The sequence below is a fragment of the Pseudomonadota bacterium genome, assembly GCA_039028935.1.
Taxonomy (GTDB): domain Bacteria; phylum Pseudomonadota; class Gammaproteobacteria; order Steroidobacterales; family SZUA-146; genus SZUA-146.
Map to the genome: position 1 here is coordinate 43,141 of JBCCHD010000001.1, position 19,594 is coordinate 62,734.

Genomic DNA, 19,594 nt, shown 5'->3' on the forward strand with positions numbered 1-19,594 from the left:
GTTGTTTGGTCGATCAGTGCACATCGCCGGGCAGCTCCTGTTCTCGCCGCTGAATAAACTCGCGTAATGCCTCATCCACCTCCGGATCGAGATGGGGTTGTTCATACTGATGGAGAAGTTCCTTCACTTTGTTGGCCGCGCGTTCGGTGATTTCAATGGAACCATCTTGTTCCCACTGTTCGATCGAATTGTTGTCAAACAGCTTAGGCATAAAAAACGCGCGCTGAAAGTTCTTTTGCGTGTGCTCATGGCCCATGTAGTGTCCGCCCGGTCCGATGTCCCGAATCGCAGCGAGCCCTTCGTCAAAGTCATCCCAGCGCGGACCCTCGGTCATGCGATAGGCCATTGCGCATTGCTCCGCGTCTACAACGAACTTCGACATGCAGCAGTGCATGCCGCCTTCATTCCAACCCGCCGAGTGCCAGATGTAGTTTGCGCCCGCCAGCATGACTGCCATGAGTGTCGTCGCACTTTCGTAACCGGCCTGAGCGTCAAACGTTTTCGCCCCGCCAAGTGTATTGGATGTACGCCATGGCACGTCGTAAAACCGTGCAAGCTGCCCAATCATAAAATTCATCAGCGAAATTTCTGGCGTGCCAGCCATCGGCGCGCCTGACGCCATCGATACGGTGCTTAAGTAGTGGCCGTAGATGACGGGCGTGCCTTTGCGCACTACCTGTGAGTAGGCCAGTCCCGACAGCGCTTCGGCGTTGAGCTGCGCGACCGATGGCACCAAACTCGCGGGCGTATTCGCGCCGCCTAGCACAAACGGTGAGCACAACACCGGCTGGTTGTAGGCGCCAAATGCACGCATGGCGCCGAGCATGGTTTCATCCCACACGAGCGGTGAGTTGCCATTAACATTGGCCGTTACTACCGGATGGGTGTGAAGATACTCTTCCCCAAACAAAATTTTGCACATATCGATGACGTCGGCTGCGTTGTCACCGGAGGTGGACATGCCCATAAACGTTTTGTCGGAGTGGGCCATCGATGAATAGGTAATCCAAAGATGTCGATGCCCGACCGGTACGTCCATCGGTTCACAGATCACATGTGCCGAGGAGTGTAGCGCTGGACTTAAGTGAGACAGTTTATGAAAGATGTTGAGGTCGGCTAATGATCCCCATCGGCGTTGGCCTTCGAGATCACGGATAAACGGTGCGCCGGTCATCGGAACGAAGATCGATTGGCCATGGCCGAGTGTTACTGACTTCTCTGGGTCGCGAGCGTGCAGCGTGATGGTATTGGGTATTGATGCGATCAGACTCATCACTAGCTCGCGCGGAAACCGCACTCGCTCTCCGTCCACTTCAGCACCGGCCTGTCTGAGTTGTTCAAGCGCTACCGGGTCGCGAAAGTCGACGCCTACTTCTTCGAGAATCGCCAGAGACGCCAGGTGAATTTGATGGACCTGGTCCTCACTTAAGGGCTCGGTGTAGGGCAGATTGCGAGTCAGGCTCGGCAACATGCCCTCAAGCTGATTGCTGCGCAGGCGTTTGCGCGCATCGTGTCCACCTCGTCTTGATCGTCGACTCACCCTGTTACTCCTTCGAATGTCAGCGTGTTGTTGTGTGTTGTTAACGGTCTTTGCCGGCTCGCCACTGTGTCCAAGCCAAATACGCTCTCGCAGCCGGTGTCATAAGCGCAGCGGGCGGCAGGCGCGACGGCGCCGGCCCGTTCAGCATGGCGTGCAGGTCGTCGCTGTGTCGACCGCACGCGTAGTCCGCGATTAGCATACCGCCGAGCGTCCCTTTACTCGTGCCCAAGCCGTTGTGGCAGCAGGCGGCGTACAGGTTTTTTTCAAGTTCACCGAAGACGGTGGCGGAGTTGCGCGACAAGCACAGATGTCCGCCCCAGCGTGACCGCACGGGCACCTCGCCGAGATGACCGAAGCGGCGGGCAAACGAACGATCATGGCGCTCACCCAACCGTTCGACCTGCTCGGTGGTCGTCGCCATGTCCGGATTGTAGGTAAAGGTGTTCCGGATGATGATGCGGTTGTCGATACGGCGCACCGTCGAGCCCATCGGATGCGCCGAAACCAGGCCCCATTCAGGTTGTCCACCGAGCGTCTTCTGAGCAGCGGCTGACAATTGACGCGTCATCGTGGCAAACGTAAAGACATGCATAAGATCCCGTTGGTGCCAGCCGAACGAGGCAAGGTGGCCATTCACCGTCAGTACCAAACGCTGGGCATGAATTTTGCCGGTGGGCGTCTGCACGATATGTTCGCCGTCTCGCGATTCGATGCGGAGGGCGGGTGAATGCGCAAATACGCGAAGCGATTGATAGCGACGATCCAGTTCGCGCACCAAGCCGCGAATGTAGCCCGCCGGCTGAAGGATGGCGCAGCCTGGCGTGTGAATACCGCTGGTGTAAAAGTCGCTGCCGGTGAGTGCTTTCATGTCCAGTGCACTGAGTTTCGTGTACGGCTCGTTGAGGCGATCGAGTCCGTCACAAAACGCATCGAGAGCCCGTGTGCCGGCCGCGTCGGCGGCGCCGTGGTACTTTCCGACGCGCTTCAAATGCGCGCCAAGATCAAATTCCTCGGCGCACTGGGTGGCAAAGTCGATCGCGGTTCGATTGATCCGAATCTCATCTTCGGAGTGACTCGTATCGGCGCTGTAGTCATCGCTTTGCAGTTCATGCGGTAGATCAATCATAAAGCCAGAGTTGCGACCACACGCACCAAACCCAATATCCTGCGCCTCCAGTAACACAACGTCGGCCGTATCGTTCAATTCCAGAAGGCGTCGCGTGGCGTGACAGCCGGCAAAACCGGCACCGATGACCAGAAAGTCGGTGTGAATCGTTTCGGCGAGCGCCGGTGTGGCGTCCGCCGCCGGGAGTATGTCGTACCAGCCGGATCCAGCGAGGTCCTCAGGGGTACGCCGCGCGCTGCGCACGCTCATCGGTGCCGGACTCGCGAACGGGCTCCTTTGCGCTTTGGATGCTGGCTGAAGCGTGATGCGCGCATATTAGTCGAGTGCATCCTGAGAGCTGTCGGCCAGATCGATCCAAATCGTTTTGAGCTCGGTAAATTGATCATGCGCATGTAGGGAATTGTCGCGTCCGCCAAAGCCGGATTGTTTGAAACCACCAAAGGGTGTGGAGATATCCCCTTCGCCATACGTATTGACGGTGACCGTACCGGCGCGAATTGCCTTGGCCATGCGATGTGCTCGGCGCACGCTTGCGGTGAACACCGACGCGGCCAAGCCGTAACACGTATCGTTGGCTACATTGATGGCCTCTTCTTCACTGGCGATCTCGATAACCGCGAGCACCGGGCCAAACACTTCTTCTTTGGCAAGGGTCATCGAGGGTGTGACGCCGGTGAAAATTGTTGGGGCGATAAAAAATCCATTTGCGACTTCAATCGATTCACCGCCCGTGACGAGCGTCGCGCCCTCGGATTTGGCTTGCTCGATATAGCCCATAATGCGCGCGTGTTGTTGTTTTGAAACGATGGCTCCGAGGCGATTGACAGGATCGAGTGGATTACCAAGTGGCCACTGTTTAAGGTGATTTTCGATATGTGTAACCAGCTTGGTCGCGATCTCTTTATGGGCGACGAGACGTGAATTGGCCGAACAGTTTTCACCCATGTTCCAAAATGCCGCGTTGGTCGCGTGTTGTGCGGCCATATCGAGATTCTCGACATCGTCCATTACCACGCAAGGATTCTTGCCGCCGCATTCGAGCACGATTTTTTTGAGATTGCTTTGCGCTGAATACTCAAGAAAGCGTCGACCGATTTCGGTCGAACCTGTGAACGACACCATGTCGACATCGTGATGCAGGCCCAATAATTGGCCCGTGATCTCTCCAGGTCCGGTTATGACATTGAATACGCCCCGCGGCAGGCCTGCTTCGATGGCCAGTTCGGCCACGCGTAGGGCGGTCATGCTGGTCTCTTCCGCCGGTTTGACGATCAAGCTATTGCCGGCGGCGAGTGCGGGCGCCATTTTCCACGCGAGCATGAGCAATGGAAAATTCCAGGGCAATACCGCACCGACGACGCCGAGTGGCTCGCGCACGATCATTGCCACTGCGTCGTTACCCGCCGGGGCGACTTGGTCGTATATTTTATCGGCGGCCTCGGCGTGCCACTCGAGGCAGTGCAATGTCTCGGGCAGATCGACCGTCTCAATATCGTAAATCGGCTTGCCGCTTTCTAAACTCTCCAACACGGCCAGCTCATGCTGATGCCGTTTGATGAGTTTGACCAACTTGATCAGCGTTGCTTTGCGATCAGCGGGATGTTGGTGCGCCCAACTGCCCGAGTTGAACGCGTCGCGCGCCTTTTCAACCGCAAGATCAACGTCCGCGGCTTCGCACAGCGCGAGCTGGGACAGTGTGTCGCCCGTGGCCGGATTCAGGCTCTCGAAGGTGCGACCGGATGCCGCACGGCGAGCGCTGCCATTAATGAAAGCGCCGGTAGGCAGCGTGAGACTCGCCGCGATGCCTTCATATTCAGATTGAGTCAGTACGTCAGTCATAGTGTATCCATGGGTCGTCGATTCGTCGCAGGCCGATTACTGTGCAGCGCCAGTGGGCTCAACACCCAGTTTCAAGAGCGTCGCCCGTAGGGTCGATAAAACCGTATTGAGTTCGCGTTTTTGTTCTTTCGTCAGTTCACGCAGCGGTTGACGCACCGGGCCACTGGGCAGTCCCTGAAGCCGGCACGCGTGTTTGATGCTCTGGATGAACTTGCCGCTTTGCTCAAGGATGCGCATGAACGGCAAGAGGGCGGCCATGATTTGTCGGCCTCGAACGAAGTCGTTGTTGATAACACACGCTTCATAGAGCGCAACATGCTCGCGCGGCAAGCAATTTCCGCCGCCGCATACCCAGCCTTTGGCGCCCCATGCGAAGAACTCGAGCGCTTGATCATCCATCCCGCAGAACAGATCGATGTGTGGGTATTCGCGTGCGAGCAAATGCAATTGATTAATATCTCCCGATGATTCTTTAATCGCCCGCACATTGTGACTGGCACCCACACGATCAAAGAATTCGTCTTGCATCAGCGTTCCGGTGCGATGCGGATAGTTGTAGAGCATGATCGGCAGATTCACCGCCCGATCGATCTGCAACGCATGGTTGGCCAGTTCGAGCTGGGTGGGGACGGCATAGTAGGGTGAACTCACGAGTATTGCGTCGCAACCGGCCGCTTTCGCAGCGAGCCCGTAGTCGATGCAATCCGCGGTGCGAATCGCCGCAATGCCGGCGATAAGCGGGCAGCGCTGGCGAACCAGTTCGTGGGTTAAACCAAAAAGTGCAATCCGCTCGTCGTGACTCTGCGCGTAATACTCGCCTGTTGTGCCCCCCACGATAAGGCCATGCACGCCATTGTCGATCAAAAAGTCGATCATGACCGCCAGGCCGTCCTTATCGATCGCACCATCGTCGTGATGAGGCGTGATCACTGGCGGGATAACGCCTTTAAATTCCACGAAGGCCTCCGGGTTGGCCTGCGGCCCTCAGCGCTACATAGAGCGCGTGATCCTCCGAGACATAGCGCCCCCAAGTTGACTCGATATGCGTCGCGTCACCGGCTGCGATCAGTGCGTCGCAATGGGCCTCGAAACCATGGGCCTCATAGTACTCTTCTCGAACCGTCGCAAGAACAAGCCCGCCCGGTCGCGTAATCGACAGCAAACTATCCAACACGTTAACCGGCACGTGGCCTAAGGTGAACACGCCAACGCAAACGGTTAGATCAAACTGATCGCTCTGTTCCGTTGGCAATCCGGTTGCGGTGCTCACCTGTGTGCTGATGTTCTGAGTCAAATCGATATCACCACACAACGTTTCATATACGTTGGTTCGGGCGGCCAAGTCGACCATGTTTTGGCTAAGGTCGACACCTGTGAGGCGGCGGAATCCCACCTGGTGGAGGGCAACACCTACCAAACCGGTTCCACATCCTGCGTCAAGGACGCGAGCGGTATCGACGGTTTCAGGATGCGTCTTGTCCGACGACGTGGCAGTGGGGTACAGCCGAGCCGCCATGTCGGCGATGGTGATTGGACCGGCATAACGTTCATCGGTGACATCCGCGTCATAGTCCTCAGACCATTCGTTGTAAAAGCGATTGATACGGTCATTTTCCAGATTCAACATCAACGCTTTTTTTATGCGTTCGTGGTCGGTCATCATGCTCTCGCCATCGGATGATGCCTCCGTTTTAACAACATTCGTTGTCGGGTCAAACCCTATTTCGACAGGAACGTCTAACGGGTCGGTCTCAGACACGTGTATGTCGAGTCCATATGTTAGATTTCTATCGTTGATGCGTCAGCTGATATGCTGCGATGCGTCAACGTAGCGCCTGAGGTGTCGGAAAGCCGCACACATTCAGGCGCGTGGTGATGCGTCAGCCCTTTCTCGACAGTGGTGACGCGTCAGTAACGAGCACCCCTGACGGACCGTCGATGGTTCAGGGTCAGCGTCTTGCCAGCCGGCGGCGCTGCAAATAAGAACGGGATAATACCTTGATAAAACAATCATCCACGTCTGAAGCGGTCAGCGACCGCTATGAGACCTCGCATGTCACGGGCGAGCACAACATTAAGGTGGCCGGTCTCGATATCCACAATCCGGTTTTCTTGATATCGGGTGTGGGTGTGGTGCTATTCGTTTTCTTCACATTGTTGTTCAACGAACAGGCGGCTGAATTTTTCAAAGGGCTTCGGCCGATGGTCACGTCGCGCTTCGACTGGGTGTTCATGGGCGCAGCGAACCTGTTTTTCCTAATTGCAATTGGTCTTGTGTTTTCCCCCTACGGCAACATTCGTCTGGGCGGTGCCGATACACAGCCTCGCTACGGCTATATTAGTTGGGTAGCCATGTTGTTCGCCGCGGGAATCGGTATCGGCATCATGTTTTATGCCGTACTCGAGCCAATGAACCATTTTATCGCGCTGTCGGGTTCGGCTGAGGAAGCGGCCCGCGCTGCACCGCTCGGCCTGGCCCTTGGCACCGGCGACGAAGCGCAGCGTCTTGCGATGGCCGCCACACTCTATCACTGGGCGTTTCACCCCTGGGCTATTTACGCCATGGTGGGATTAGCGCTTGCCTTTTTTTGTTACAACAAAAATTTGCCGATGGTCATTCGCTCTGCGTTCTACCCGCTGCTTGGAGAACGGGTGTGGGGCTGGCCCGGACACGTGATCGATATTTTTGCCGTCTTTGCCACTCTATTTGGTCTTGCTACGTCGTTGGGCTATGGCGCGGAGCAGGCCGGTGGCGGCTTAAACTATGTGTACGACGCGCCAACTGGGCAGTTTAGCAATCTGGTTGTCGTGATCGTGATCACGGTAATGGCATTAATCTCAGTACTGCGTGGTCTTGACGGTGGCATTAAACGGCTTAGCGAAATCAATATGGCCATGGCGGTTATTCTGGGCGTGTTCGTATTGTTAATCGGCCCCACGGGCGACATCCTGCTTGATATTGCTAAAAACGTGTGGGCTTATCTAACCTATTTGGTTCCGCTGAGTCGCTGGAGCGGTCGCGAAGACCTTGGCTACATGCACGACTGGACGACTTTTTACTGGTCGTGGTGGATCGCCTTCTCACCGTTTGTGGGGATGTTTATCGCGCGCATTTCGCTGGGCCGAACGGTGCGCCAGTTTGTGATTGGCTGCATTCTCGCGCCGTCCTTCATCTTTGTCGTGTGGATGACGGTGTTTGGTAGTTTTGCCTTTGATCAATATCTGGTGGATGGCTACCAGGGTGTGGTCAATGCGGTCAAAGACTGGCAGCCTGAGTTGTCGCTGTTTAAGTTCCTCGATGAATTGCCGTTTGCCAAAATCACATCGACCATCGGCATCGTGCTGGTGCTTGTGTTCTTTGTGACGTCGATGGATTCGGGCTCCTTGATTCTCGATACCATGACGGCGGGCGGCAAAACTAAGACCCCCGTGGTTCAGCGCATTTTTTGGTGTGTGTTTTTGGGCTTGCTCGGTATCGCGCTGCTTCTGGGTGGTGGCCTCGCCTCATTACAGAGTTTGAGCCTGACCATGGGCCTGCCGTTTTGCCTGATTATCGTCGCGATGTGCGTGAGCCTTCTCATGGGGCTGCACAACGAGTGGCGTGACACCCATCCAAAATAATTTCTCCCATTGCGGTGAACGCCGCACACGGTTGCCGTTCGACGGTAGTCGCTAGTCCCAGTTCATCTGGTCAAGCGCGTCGCGCAAGCCGCGGTCCCATTTTGGCGCATAGTGAGCGGCTTTGGTTTGGTTTGACGCATTACCGTCGGCGCCGCTGGTGTCTACCTCGCGCAGATCCAGCACCATCTTGCCCTGTCCGTTTATCAGAAACAGCGTGGGTAGGCCTTTTACGCCATGAACACGGGCAAACTCATCACCACCCAGAATGTGTATGAACGGCCAGTTGGCCCGGCTGGCGTAGTCTTGCGGCGCGAGATCGTCGAACACATTGAATGAGAGCACTTCAAGATCGGGGTAGTCTCGTTTAATGTCCACCAGGATGGGCATGAGCTGTTTGCAAAACGGACACCAGGTCGCCCAAAAGACCATGATGCGATTGCCCGGTTGTTGGATCCGTTCCCCAAGATTGATCGCCTCGCCGTCGAGCGTATTGAGCACCCAACGCGGTGTAGTCGGCGTGTCGCCCAGAGCGGTCGGGGCAGACGCGATCATCACCGCGAGTAGGAGCGAAAGTAACAACGATTTTGAAGTCATAGTAGTCTCGGCTTAGGTATTAGTTCGGTGTGGGTGGATTAGCAGGATAGTAGACCCAAACGTTCAGAGTAATGTTTCGTGTGTTTTCAACCTGTCACAATTCAGGCAGCGTTTTTGTTCGTGGATTGGCGCAGGATGAAGGCGGCAAATGGACTGACGGTATTGGCAAAAACAAAACTGTTGCGCGCCGATTCACGCGTTAGTTTCGAGCTGGCTGAGCAGTCCCGCCGGTGTCTGATCGACCAGTAGCCGATCGCGCTGCGACGTGGCCACAAAGTGCTCGGCGGTCACGTGATCGAGAAAACGAATCAGATCGTCGTAATAGCCGTTGAGGTTGAGAAGCCCCAGCGGCTTGTTATGGAACCCAAGCTGAGCCCATGTCCATACTTCAAACACTTCCTCAAGCGTGCCAATCCCGCCGGGCAATGCGATGAAGCAGTCCGCCAACTCGGCCATGCGCGCTTTGCGCGTGTGCATGGAGTCGACGATGTGCAGCTCGGTTAATCCCGGATGCGCGAGCTCGCGGTCGGCAAGCGATTGGGGCAAGACCCCAATCACCTTGCCATTTTCAGCGAGCGCCGCGTCGGCGACCGAGCCCATCAGCCCGACAGAGGCGCCGCCGTACACCAGCTGATTGTTACGTTGGGCGAGGGCATGACCCAGTTCGGCGGCGGCGTGTTTATAGCTGGGTGCGCGACCATCACTGGAGCCGCAAAATACACACACATTCATAGTGGTCACTGACGCTGTGTTTGGGCCGCCTAATTTACCGGTATTTTATGCGGACGAACAGCGCGTCAGCTCCGCATGCGCGAGCCAGTGGGGTCGTAGAGAGGGGTGTCCTGGACCTGAGTGGCATATCGCTCGCCGAGAATCTCAACTTCCAGTGCGGCGCCGGACGCTAACAGCTCACTTGGGATATACGCCATCGCCATGCTTTTCTGAACGTGGTGTGCGTAGCCGCCGGATGAAACAAAACCCACGCACTCATCGTTATGATATACCGCTTCATCTCGGTGGCAGTCAATGTCGTGACTGTCGACCGTGAGCGTTACAAGTCGACGCGCAGGCCCTGTCTCGCGTTCCTTGATTGCCGCATCTGAGCCGATGAATGACTTACCAAAGTCGATAAAGGCGTCGAGGCCCGACTCTGCCGCCGAAAAATCATGTCGAAAGTCGAGTCCCCAGGCACCCCAGTTCTTTTCCAGTCGCATCGACATGAGAGCGCGATTGCCGTACCAACCCAGACCGAGGTCTTTGCCGGCCGCCTCTATTTCTTCGTAAAGCTTAAGTTGATATTGCGGTGCGCAGTACATCTCGTAACCCAGCTCTCCGGAAAACGAAACGCGGGCGAGAATGACCGGCACGCCGCCGACCGTTGTTGAGCGCACATCGCAAAACCGCAGGGCGTCGGCGGAGACGTCATCTCGCGAAATTTGGCTCAGTAATGTCCGGGCATGCGGTCCGGCAATGGCAATTCCGTGAAGCGCGTCAGAGGCATTTTGGTAGTGCACGCCTTCTTCGGGGAGATGCGCTTCGAACCATCGACGATGCATTTCTTGCGCCGATCCGGAACCCAATACGTAGAAGTGATCGTCAGCAAGGCGGGCGATGGTGAGATCGCCATACAGCTTGCCCTTGGGTGTGAGCATTGGGCTCAGTGTAAGGCGGCCCACGTTAGGAAGTTTTGCCGCGAGTATATGATCGAGAAACGCTGCGGCACCTGGGCCGCTAAACGCATGTTTGCCAAAGTTGGCAATCTCGATGGCGCCGACATTGTTGCGTACATTGTCTACCTCACGGGCGACGTGTTCGAACGCGTTTGAACGCCGGAAGGTGGGTTCTTCGAAGGCGTCTTCGGGAGAGGGGGCAAACCAGAGCGCGTGTTCGAGACCGAAACTTGCGCCCATGACTGCGCCACGTGCGATCAGACGGTCGTACAGCGCGGTGGTTTTTTGACGCCGCATCGCGGGCAGTTCCTCGTTTGGAAAGGCGAGCAAGAAGCGACGTTCATAATTTTCAGAGGACTTGATTGTGCCGTATTCGCGCGTGGCAAATTCCCCGAATCGCGCGATATCCATCGCCCAAATATCGAGCGACGGTTCGCCGTCCATCATCCATTCTGCAAGGCTCAACCCGACGCCGCCGGCTTGGCAAAAACCGGCCATGACCCCAACCGCGCACCAGTAGTTTTTCAGTCCAGGCACCGGCCCGATCATGGGGTTGCCGTCTGGGCCGAATGTAAATGGCCCGTTAACCACGGTTTTGATGCCAGCGCGCCCAAGCGCTGGTATACGTTCGAAGGCAAGCTCGAGACGGTTGGCGACACGATCGAGATCGTCTTGCAGCAATTCATGACCAAAGTGTTGAGGCGTACCGTTGACCATCCAGGGTGTCGCGGGTTCTTCATAAGTACCGAGCAGCAAACCTTGATGTTCTTGCCGAAAATAGATGTTGGCCTCGTAATCGACGCCCGCGATCACCTCTTTGCCGTGTGCCACAATCTCGGGAATGTCCTCGGTAATGAGGTAATGGTGTTCCATGGGTTGCACCGGCAATTCGATACCGGCGAGGTGTCCGACTTCGCGCGCCCATAAACCGGCTGCGTTGACGATCATCTCGGCGTTGATCGTGCCATTGGGTGTCACCACATCCCAGCTTCCATCCGCACGTTGATTGGTCTCGATTACCGGCGTGTTGCGATAGTACTTTGCGCCGTAGTGACGCGCCGATTTGGCGTAAGCCCAGGTCACTCCGGATGGATCGATATGACCGTCGACCGGATCAAACAACGCGCCTATGTACTGGCTCTTGTCAATGAGTGGATTCATCTCGACGGTTTCGTCTAGCGAAATAAACTCGAGCTCCAAGCCGAGGTAGCGCGCTTTGGCCCGTTCCTGTTTGAGGTAGTCCATGCGTTCGGGTGTGGAGGCCAGATACACTTGACCGGGTGTGTGCAGTCCGACCGATTGGCCCGACGTTTCTTCCAGCTCGCGATAAAGTCCAATGGTATAGCCCTGCATACGCGATACATTTGGGTCGCTGCTGATCGTGTGGAATTGCCCCGCGGCGTGCCAGGAAGAACCCGAAGTGAGTTCGGACCGTTCGAGCAACACCACGTCTTTCCAGCCGTATTTGGCAAGGTGAAATAAAATTGAACAGCCGACTACGCCGCCGCCAATAACGACCACCTTTGCATGAGATTCCATCGACAGAGTCCTCTTGTGTCTTGGTTAGCGAATCCGGCGCACTGCCGGCCGGATACGCGCGGAGTTACTAATACCAGGCGTCATCGCGGCTGGCTTTGGTTCGGGCGATATAGTCGCGCAGTGCGTCATCGATCGCGTCATCAATCGGTGGCGCTTCGTATTCGTTGAGCTCACGTTTTACGCGTTCGTTGGCGCGTTGCACCGCCTCTTTGCTGCCCGTCTCTGACCATTGTTCAAAGCTCTCCGAGTCAGACAGTTCCGCGTCGTAAAAGGCGGTTTCGTAGTTGCGCATCGTGTGGCTGCAGCCGAGAAAGTGATTGCCCGGGTCCACTTCTTCATAGGCGTCGGCCGCCAGTGCATTGTCGTCGGTGGCCAGTCCAGCAGTGAGCATGCGTTGAAGTCCACCCAGTCGGTCCACATCGAGCATGAGTTTTTCGTAGCCAACGGTGAGTCCACCTTCCAGCCATCCGGCTGAATGCAGTACGTAGTTGGCCCCGCCTAGAGCGGTCGAGTGCATACTGTCTGCGCTTTCGTAAGCCGCCTGCGCATCGCAGAGTTTCGACGCGGTGAGCGAGCCGCCGCAGCGTAACGGCACGCCGAGGCGTCGAGCGAGCTGGCCGATGGCATAGTTAGACGTGACCGGTTCAGGCATGCCAAAGGTTGGCGCGCCGGACTTTAAACTCATCGACGATAAAAAATTGCCGAGGACAAACGGTGCGCCGGGTCGAACAAGCTGGCTGTATGCGCCGGCAGCCATGCCTTCGGCCAGTGCCTGGGCAACCGCTGCAGCGGTTGTTACCGGTCCCATAGCGCCACCGAGTATGAATGGCGCGACAATGATGCCTTGATTGTTCTCGCAGTAAACCTGAATGGCCTCGGTAGCGACTTTATCGAACATAAGTGGCGAGTTGGCGTTGACGTTTCCCATGATGCAACAGTTGTTGTCAACGACATCATCACCAAACAGGATGCGCGTCATGGCAATCGATTCTTCCGCCCGGTCTTTTTGTGTAATGGATCCGAGAAACGGTTTGGTTGAGTAGCGCATGTGCGCATACACCATATCGAGATGACGTTTGTTGACCGGCACATCGCAGGGTTCGACGACGGTGCCACCGGAGTGGTGCAACCATTTGGCCCGATAGACCAGTTTGACCAAATTTTGAAAATCGTTGAGGGTGCCGTAGCGTCGGCCCTCATCGAGATCGCGAACGAATGGCGAGCCGTAGTTCGGCGCAAACACCGTGTGACGTTCACCAATCTTCACGTTGTGTTTGGGATCGCGCGCTATTTGCGTGAACTGCTTGGGAATCGTCTGACACAGCGTTCGCGCCATGCCGTCGGGCATTCGGACACGTACGCCATCAATCTCCGCACCGGCTTCTTTCCACAGTGCCAACGCATGGGCATCATCGCGAAACTCGACCCCAACGTGTTCGAGTAACCAGTCCGCCTGCTGTTCGATGCGCTCGAGGGCTTCGTCGCCCAGAAAGTCGTAGTAGGGGATCTTGCGCGTAATGTATGCGGGCGCCGTGCTATTTTGCGATGCAGGACGTTCGCGTCGGGCGCGGCGTGATGATCCTCTTCTGGCCATAGTCTTGAGATCCGGTGGCATCGCGTTTGGAGCTCTTGAGATAGCATGGAAAATCGTTCTTACTCAATCATTTCAGTACCGGAAGATGGCGCTGGCCCGACATCGGTCGCTGTGATGCAACTTGATGGCGTGAAAATCCAACCCTCGACTAGGTGAGAAGATTAAAAAGAAGGGTAGATACCTTGCAATAGGAGAGGGAGATCGCGATGAACGCATCCGACCCCGAGCTTGCACGCCGCTATTTCGATCAGGGTTTTGTCCATCCCATCGACTTGATGACGGATATCGAAGTGGAGGGGCACTATGCCAGGCTGCTGGGATACGAGCGCCACAATGGCCCCTTGCACTATCGAGTCAAGCCCTATCTTGTGTTTTCATCTGCCTATGAGATTGCGACGCACCCGAATTTGCTTGATGCGGTCGAGCAGGTTCTGGGTCCTGATATTCTTCTTTGGGATGCATCGTTCATTGTGAAAGAGCCGGATAGCAAGGGATTTATTAGCTGGCATCAAGACATGACCTATTGGGGACTCGAAGCGGACAGCGACGATGATCTGGTCAGTGCATGGGTGGCGTTAACACCGGCCATGCAAATGAACGGTTGCATGCAGTTTGTGCGCGGGTCTCATCGGGGTCCGCGACTCGAGCATAAAGATACCTACGACGAAAATAACTTGTTGCATCGAGGTCAAGAAATTGAGAACCAGTTCGATGAGTCGCTGGTCACTCATCTTGAGATGCAGCCTGGACAAGCGTCGTTACACCACGGTTGGGCCGTGCACTCGTCGAATCCCAACGCATCGCACACTCGGCGTGTGGCTTTGGCGATCAACTATGTACGACCGAACGTACGGCAAACGGTGACAGACGGGGAGTCTGCGACGCTCGTGCGAGGCGAGGACCGGTATGGGCACTTTCGCCATGAGCCGACGTGCGGGGAAGACAACCTGCCGGAGAACGTGGCGTTTCAATTGGAAGTCGAGCGATTAAAACGCGAGGTTTACAGCAACGCGTAAATGGGCCACTGCCTTTGCTCGCAGAGAAAGTGATCGCGCTTCAGCGTCGCATGGCGAGATCAAAATAGGGTTGGAGGATGCCCTGGTTACGCGTCGAGTCAGGCCCCTCATTTTGTGTTGGGTCATCGGCGTGGTAAGTTTTCACGCTGAATAAAAACGAGTAGGTGAGCGGTATCTCTCAATCCAAGACGTCGGCGTCGCACGCCGAACCCACGATCGATTGGAGCGTTTTCGTTCCAACGTTCATCATGGTCGCCCTGCTGGGTGGCGCGTTGATCGGTTTTCAGGACGCCTCGAATCAGTGGGTGGCCGATGCCGTGAGCTTCATTAAAACCAATCTGAGTTGGCTCTACTTGCTCATCGGATTGGGCGCGCTGTTTTTTTGCGGTTGGCTGGCGTTTGGCCCCTATGGCGGTATGAAGTTGGGGGCGGATGACGAGCAGCCCGAATTTACCACACCGCACTGGGTAGCCATGATGTTTACGGCGGGTATTGGTGCTGGGTTAATTGTCTGGGGATTTGCTGAGCCCATCTACTATATCCAAACGCCACCGTTTGGCATTACACCCCACTCGGATTTGGCGTTCGAATGGGCGCACGTTTACCCGCTTTTTCATTGGGGCGTGATTCCATGGGCCGTTTATGCCGTGCCGGCTATCCCGATCGCGTATCTGCTCTACCGTCGGCGCGAATCGCATCTTCGCATTAGCCATACGTTGAGCGATTCGTTCCCCGGTGCGAAGCATCCGGCCATCGCGTCCTTTATCGATATTCTGATCATGCTGGGCATATTGGGCGGCACCGCCACGTCGCTTGGGCTGGGCGTGCCGCTCGTTTCATCATTCCTTTCGGCGCTAACGGGTATGGAAGATTCCGTGACGCTCAAATTCATCGTGCTGTTCGGCTATACGCTAATCTTCGGTGCCAGCGCTTATCGCGGATTGAAAAAAGGCATCAAGGTGCTTGCCGATATCAATATGGTGTTAGCGATCATCATGATGCTGTTCATTTTGTTGATCGGCCCCACCGTGTTCATCCTATCGTTAAGTGTCAATAGCCTCGGCATGTTTTTCGACAACTTCTGGCGCATGAGTTTGTGGACTGATCCAATTACACAGAGCGGTTTTCCGGAAGATTGGACCGTGTTCTATTGGGCCTGGTGGATTGCTTTCGCGGCCTTTATCGGTTTGTTCTTTGGCCGGATCTCGCGCGGGCGCACCATTCGGCAGGTGGTTTTGGGAATTATTGGATTGGGTAGCCTCGGTACCACGTTCTTTTTGCTCATCGCCGGCGGCTATTCCCTGCATCTTGAGCAATCGGGTGCACTGGCGGTCAGTGAGGTGCTATCCGAGCATGGCTTGTCGTATACGGTAACCGCTGTGTTGTCACAGTTGCCCTTTGGCAAACTCACATTACTGGCGTTTTTTATTTTGGCGCTCATTTTTTACGCGACCACGCTGGATTCAGCGGCGTATGTGTTGGCCAGTGTGTCGTCAAAAGATTTGCGTAACGATCAGGAGCCGCCGCGCGCGAACCGCTTGATTTGGGCTTTCGCGCTGGCCTTCTTTACGGCCGGACTCATCAAGGCGGGCAGCCTCAGTATTGTGCAGTCCATGACGATCGTCTTCTCGCTGCCGATTATTCCGATTTTGGTGCTGATGAGTCTGTCGCTTGTCAAATGGTTGCGCGCTGATCCGTATCGTCAATAGCCGGTCAATTCAGCCGCCCCACGCGAACTGTGGTGACTCAGCACGTTGCTTGTTAGATCGGTTGCTCTTTCTTTTTACTTTTCACTCGCAGCGGCTTTCTGACCCGCAGTAATAATCCACCGAATTGCCTCGAGGTCTCGCGCGAGGCGAGGCTAAACGAGGGATCGCGTCACCCGCGCGCATGTTCAAAAAACGACATTTGCCTTTCGGATTTTCCCGACTCTGGCGGTTTGCGATTTCGGGACGCATTTTCTCCGTGACCATCGCTTCCCCTGTCACCGAAAAGGTGGTTTATTGAGATCGGGAAGTGCGAGGTGATGACATGAGCTATTCAGTTTCAAAACCAAAAATCAATCCGTTTACGTCAGGCGCTGGCGGACTTAAAGCCGATGGTTCGCCGGACGATAACGATCGCGTTGAAATTGGCCCGACGCACATCGCATTCGAAGAGTGGCAACGCGCTGGCTTACAACCCCCCAATCTTGAGCGCATGCGCGAGCATCGTTTGGCGCGTGTTGTTGCACAACTTCAGCAGCGCGATTACGCCGGCGTATTGTTGTTTGATCCGCTCAATATCCGCTATGCCTGCGACAGTACCAACATGCAGGTGTGGACGCTGCACAATTATTCTCGAGCCGTGTTTGTATCGGCCAGCGGCAAGGTGATTCTGTGGGACTATCATCGTTGCGAGCATGTTTCGGCGCACTTGCATCGCATCGATGAAATTCGTCACGGGGCCGGTTTCTTTTACTTTGAAACCGGTGATCAAACCGACCAATACGCCCAAGATTTCGCCAAGCAGATAGACGGCGTCTTGCGGGAGCACGGTGGCGATAATCGGCGTTTGGCCATCGACAAGATGGAAGTGGCCGGCATCCAGTCGCTGCAGAAACTCGGAGTTGACATAAAAAGCGGGCAGCAGGTTATGGAGCATGCACGCGTCGTAAAAGGGCCCGAGGACATAAAAGCCATGCGTTGTGCCATCTACAGTTGTGAACAAGCCATGGCCGAAATGCATAGCGCCATGACACCGGGTATGACGGAGGTCGAACTGTGGTCGCATCTTCACGCTGGCAACATACGGCGCGGTGGAGAATGGATTGAAACGCGTATTTTCAGTTCTGGCCCGCGCACGAACCCCTGGATGCAGGAATGTGGGCCGCGCATAATTCAAAACGGCGATATCGTCTCGTTCGATACCGACATGGTAGGGCCGTATGGCATGTGTGCTGACATTTCGCGCTCATGGATCTGTGGCGATAAAAAGCCCACCGACGAAATGCGGCGTGTTTATCAAATGTCCCGCGAACATGTCGAAACCAATATGCGCTTGCTGGCACCCGGTGTGCCATTCAAAGAGCTCACATTCGGCGGCCATATGTTACCGGATGAATTTGTTGCTCAACGTTATGGAGTGAAAATGCACGGCATCGGACTGTGCGATGAGTTTCCGGCGATCTACTATCCCGAGGACTACATCGACAATGCGTTCGACTACGAGCTGGAAGCCGGCATGACCCTGTGCGTTGAAGTGTACGCGGGCGAAGTAGGTTCCAGTGTTGGAATAAAAATAGAGCAGCAGGTGCTCGTCACCGAAACCGGCTATGAGTGTCTCAGTCAGTTTCCTTATGATGAGCGCTTAATGGCGTAAACAACACTATGAACACAACTATCGGTGTAGTGGGCGCGGGCACCATCGCCACGCCCATGGTGCGGTCACTGCTGCGCCGTTTCCCGGACATTTCCATTGTTCTTTCTCCTCGTTCCGTCCATGTTGGCGAACGGTTAAGCGCTGAGGATGCGCGCGTGCAGGTGGCGCCGGATAACCAAGGCGTACTGGATGCGAGCAAAATTGTCTTGCTGTGCATGATGCAAGACGTGGCGCGCGAAGTATTGCCTGCGCTGAGTTTTCATTCCGATCACCGATTGGTGACTGTGATGGTCGACTACTCGGTTGAGGATTTATTGGTCGACTGCTATCCCGCCACGGACATTGAACTTACGATGCCGCTGCCGTTTATCGAGACGGGTGGCTGCCCGCTGCCTTGCTATCCCACCGCCCACATCGTCCGCGAGCTTTATGGTGACGACAATGACATTGTTGAATTGGATCGCATCGAGGCCATGGCGCCGCACGTCGCCGTATCGGGCGTTGTGTCGGCATTTATGCAGAGCGTTGATGAGGTGGGTCAATGGTTGGGCCAACAAACGGGCGATGCGGTTGCCGCGGAGTCGCACGTCGTGAAAATGCTGGTAGGCTATCTTAAATCGGTAAAAGCGGATGGTGCGGACAGACTCAAGGACGAAATGAAAAACCTATCCACGCGCGGTGGCCTCAATGCCCAGTTTCGACAGAATCTTAACGATGCGCAGGTCTATTTGCGCATGCACGCTGAACTCGATGCGTTGCTCAAGCGTTTAACCCAACCCTCGTCGTGACCACTCCCGCGGATTATCGACGCGGCGTTATCCAAGCCATTGTGGCCGGCTTCTTTCTGTCGAGCGCCGGCATCGGCATGCGCCTAATGGAGCAGGCCACGCCCGAACACGTCACGTTCTATCGCGCGCTGGGACTTACGTTTTTTGCACTGGCGGTGCTCGTGGTTAAAAATCCCACGCGACCGTGGCGGCCCGTCATTGAGACCGGCTGGATTGGGTTGGCCGCAGGAATTCCCTTTGCGTTTGCCTCACTGTGTGTCGTGTTTGGTTTGGCCAGCACCACCGTCGCCAACGTGATGTTCATCGTCTCGCTGTCGCCGTTTTTCGCCGCGCTGCTCGGCTGGCTGATTCTCAAAGAGCGCGTTTCGGTGCGCACTTGGATAGCCATCACGATTGCCGTATGCGGCGTACTCATCATGGTACAAGGTGGACTGTCCGCCGAGGGTTGGGTCGGTGTCCTGTGGGCGTTTGGCATGGCCTTCAACTATGGCCTATTCATGGTGCTCACGCGGTTCGGCAAAGATAAGGATATGTTCCCGGTCGTGTTCTGGTCAGGCGTGCTGCTCGCAGCGATCATTACCTTCTTTATTGACAGTTTTGCATTGCCCGCTCAAGACGTTTTGTTGGGTCTTGCACTCGGTGTCTTTCAAATTGGTCTGGGCGGCCTGCTGCTTGTCGCGGCGTCAAAACATGTGCCCGCCGCGCAGATAGTCTTTCTCGCTATGCTTGAACCGGTTCTGAGTCCTATTTGGGTGTGGCTCGGTGTGGGCGAAGTGCCGACATCTCAATCACTCGTGGGCGGCGCCATCATTCTGTTTGCCATCGGATTTTTTACGCTAGCAGGCGGTGCGCGCGAGGACGCCGCGCCCAAGGGCTGACACGGCCGCGTGCCGTATTCAGGTGATGA

Annotated in this window: 15 protein-coding genes; 6 read left to right on the forward strand and 9 right to left on the reverse strand. The window is 55.8% G+C overall.

The window, feature by feature from the left end:
* Positions 1-13: 13 nt before the first annotated feature.
* The 5 genes from AAF465_00195 to AAF465_00215 form a co-directional block, all read right to left on the reverse strand.
* Complete coding sequence (locus tag AAF465_00195) at positions 14-1,540, reverse strand: trimethylamine methyltransferase family protein (protein MEM7081146.1); 1,527 nt, start codon at positions 1,538-1,540, stop codon at positions 14-16.
* Positions 1,541-1,580: 40 nt separating this feature from the next.
* Positions 1,581-2,915, reverse strand: a complete 1,335-nt coding sequence (locus tag AAF465_00200; GenBank protein MEM7081147.1) for an FAD-binding oxidoreductase — start codon at positions 2,913-2,915, stop codon at positions 1,581-1,583.
* Between the two features lie 66 nt (positions 2,916-2,981).
* The gene (locus tag AAF465_00205) at positions 2,982-4,505 is read right to left on the reverse strand and encodes an aldehyde dehydrogenase (GenBank protein ID MEM7081148.1); all 1,524 of its coding nucleotides are present in this window, start codon (positions 4,503-4,505) and stop codon (positions 2,982-2,984) included.
* Between the two features lie 36 nt (positions 4,506-4,541).
* Positions 4,542-5,462, reverse strand: coding sequence for a dihydrodipicolinate synthase family protein (locus AAF465_00210; protein ID MEM7081149.1), 921 nt, complete (start codon positions 5,460-5,462; stop codon positions 4,542-4,544).
* Positions 5,452-6,264: a methyltransferase domain-containing protein gene (locus AAF465_00215; protein ID MEM7081150.1), complete on the reverse strand. Its 813-nt coding sequence runs from the start codon at positions 6,262-6,264 to the stop codon at positions 5,452-5,454. Before AAF465_00215 ends, AAF465_00210 begins: the two co-directional genes overlap by 11 nt.
* A gap of 239 nt (positions 6,265-6,503) precedes the next feature.
* On the opposite strand from AAF465_00215, the gene AAF465_00220 reads away from it, so the two are divergent.
* Entirely contained in the window at positions 6,504-8,126 is a 1,623-nt protein-coding gene (locus tag AAF465_00220) for a BCCT family transporter (GenBank protein ID MEM7081151.1), read from the forward strand.
* 51 nt (positions 8,127-8,177) lie between these two features.
* On the opposite strand, the gene AAF465_00225 is transcribed toward AAF465_00220, so the two are convergent.
* From AAF465_00225 to AAF465_00240, 4 genes are all read right to left on the reverse strand, one after another.
* Entirely contained in the window at positions 8,178-8,720 is a 543-nt protein-coding gene (locus AAF465_00225) for a TlpA disulfide reductase family protein (GenBank protein ID MEM7081152.1), read from the reverse strand.
* 192 nt (positions 8,721-8,912) lie between these two features.
* The gene (locus AAF465_00230) at positions 8,913-9,461 is read right to left on the reverse strand and encodes a TIGR00730 family Rossman fold protein (GenBank protein MEM7081153.1); all 549 of its coding nucleotides are present in this window, start codon (positions 9,459-9,461) and stop codon (positions 8,913-8,915) included.
* Positions 9,462-9,517: 56 nt separating this feature from the next.
* Positions 9,518-11,929, reverse strand: coding sequence for an FAD-dependent oxidoreductase (locus AAF465_00235; GenBank protein ID MEM7081154.1), 2,412 nt, complete (start codon positions 11,927-11,929; stop codon positions 9,518-9,520).
* 67 nt (positions 11,930-11,996) lie between these two features.
* Positions 11,997-13,523: a trimethylamine methyltransferase family protein gene (locus AAF465_00240; GenBank protein MEM7081155.1), complete on the reverse strand. Its 1,527-nt coding sequence runs from the start codon at positions 13,521-13,523 to the stop codon at positions 11,997-11,999.
* A 206-nt stretch (positions 13,524-13,729) separates the two neighbouring features.
* On the opposite strand from AAF465_00240, the gene AAF465_00245 reads away from it, so the two are divergent.
* The 5 genes from AAF465_00245 to AAF465_00265 all read left to right on the forward strand — a co-directional run bounded on the left by AAF465_00245 (position 13,730) and on the right by AAF465_00265 (position 19,565).
* Entirely contained in the window at positions 13,730-14,539 is an 810-nt protein-coding gene (locus tag AAF465_00245) for a phytanoyl-CoA dioxygenase family protein (GenBank protein MEM7081156.1), read from the forward strand.
* Positions 14,540-14,703: 164 nt separating this feature from the next.
* Entirely contained in the window at positions 14,704-16,248 is a 1,545-nt protein-coding gene (locus AAF465_00250; protein MEM7081157.1) for a BCCT family transporter, read from the forward strand.
* A 322-nt stretch (positions 16,249-16,570) separates the two neighbouring features.
* Positions 16,571-17,899: a dimethylsulfonioproprionate lyase DddP gene (gene dddP, locus AAF465_00255; GenBank protein ID MEM7081158.1), complete on the forward strand. Its 1,329-nt coding sequence runs from the start codon at positions 16,571-16,573 to the stop codon at positions 17,897-17,899.
* 8 nt (positions 17,900-17,907) lie between these two features.
* Positions 17,908-18,687: an NAD(P)-binding domain-containing protein gene (locus AAF465_00260; GenBank protein MEM7081159.1), complete on the forward strand. Its 780-nt coding sequence runs from the start codon at positions 17,908-17,910 to the stop codon at positions 18,685-18,687.
* The gene (locus AAF465_00265; GenBank protein ID MEM7081160.1) at positions 18,684-19,565 is read left to right on the forward strand and encodes a DMT family transporter; all 882 of its coding nucleotides are present in this window, start codon (positions 18,684-18,686) and stop codon (positions 19,563-19,565) included. Before AAF465_00260 ends, AAF465_00265 begins: the two co-directional genes overlap by 4 nt.
* Positions 19,566-19,594: the final 29 nt, after the last annotated feature.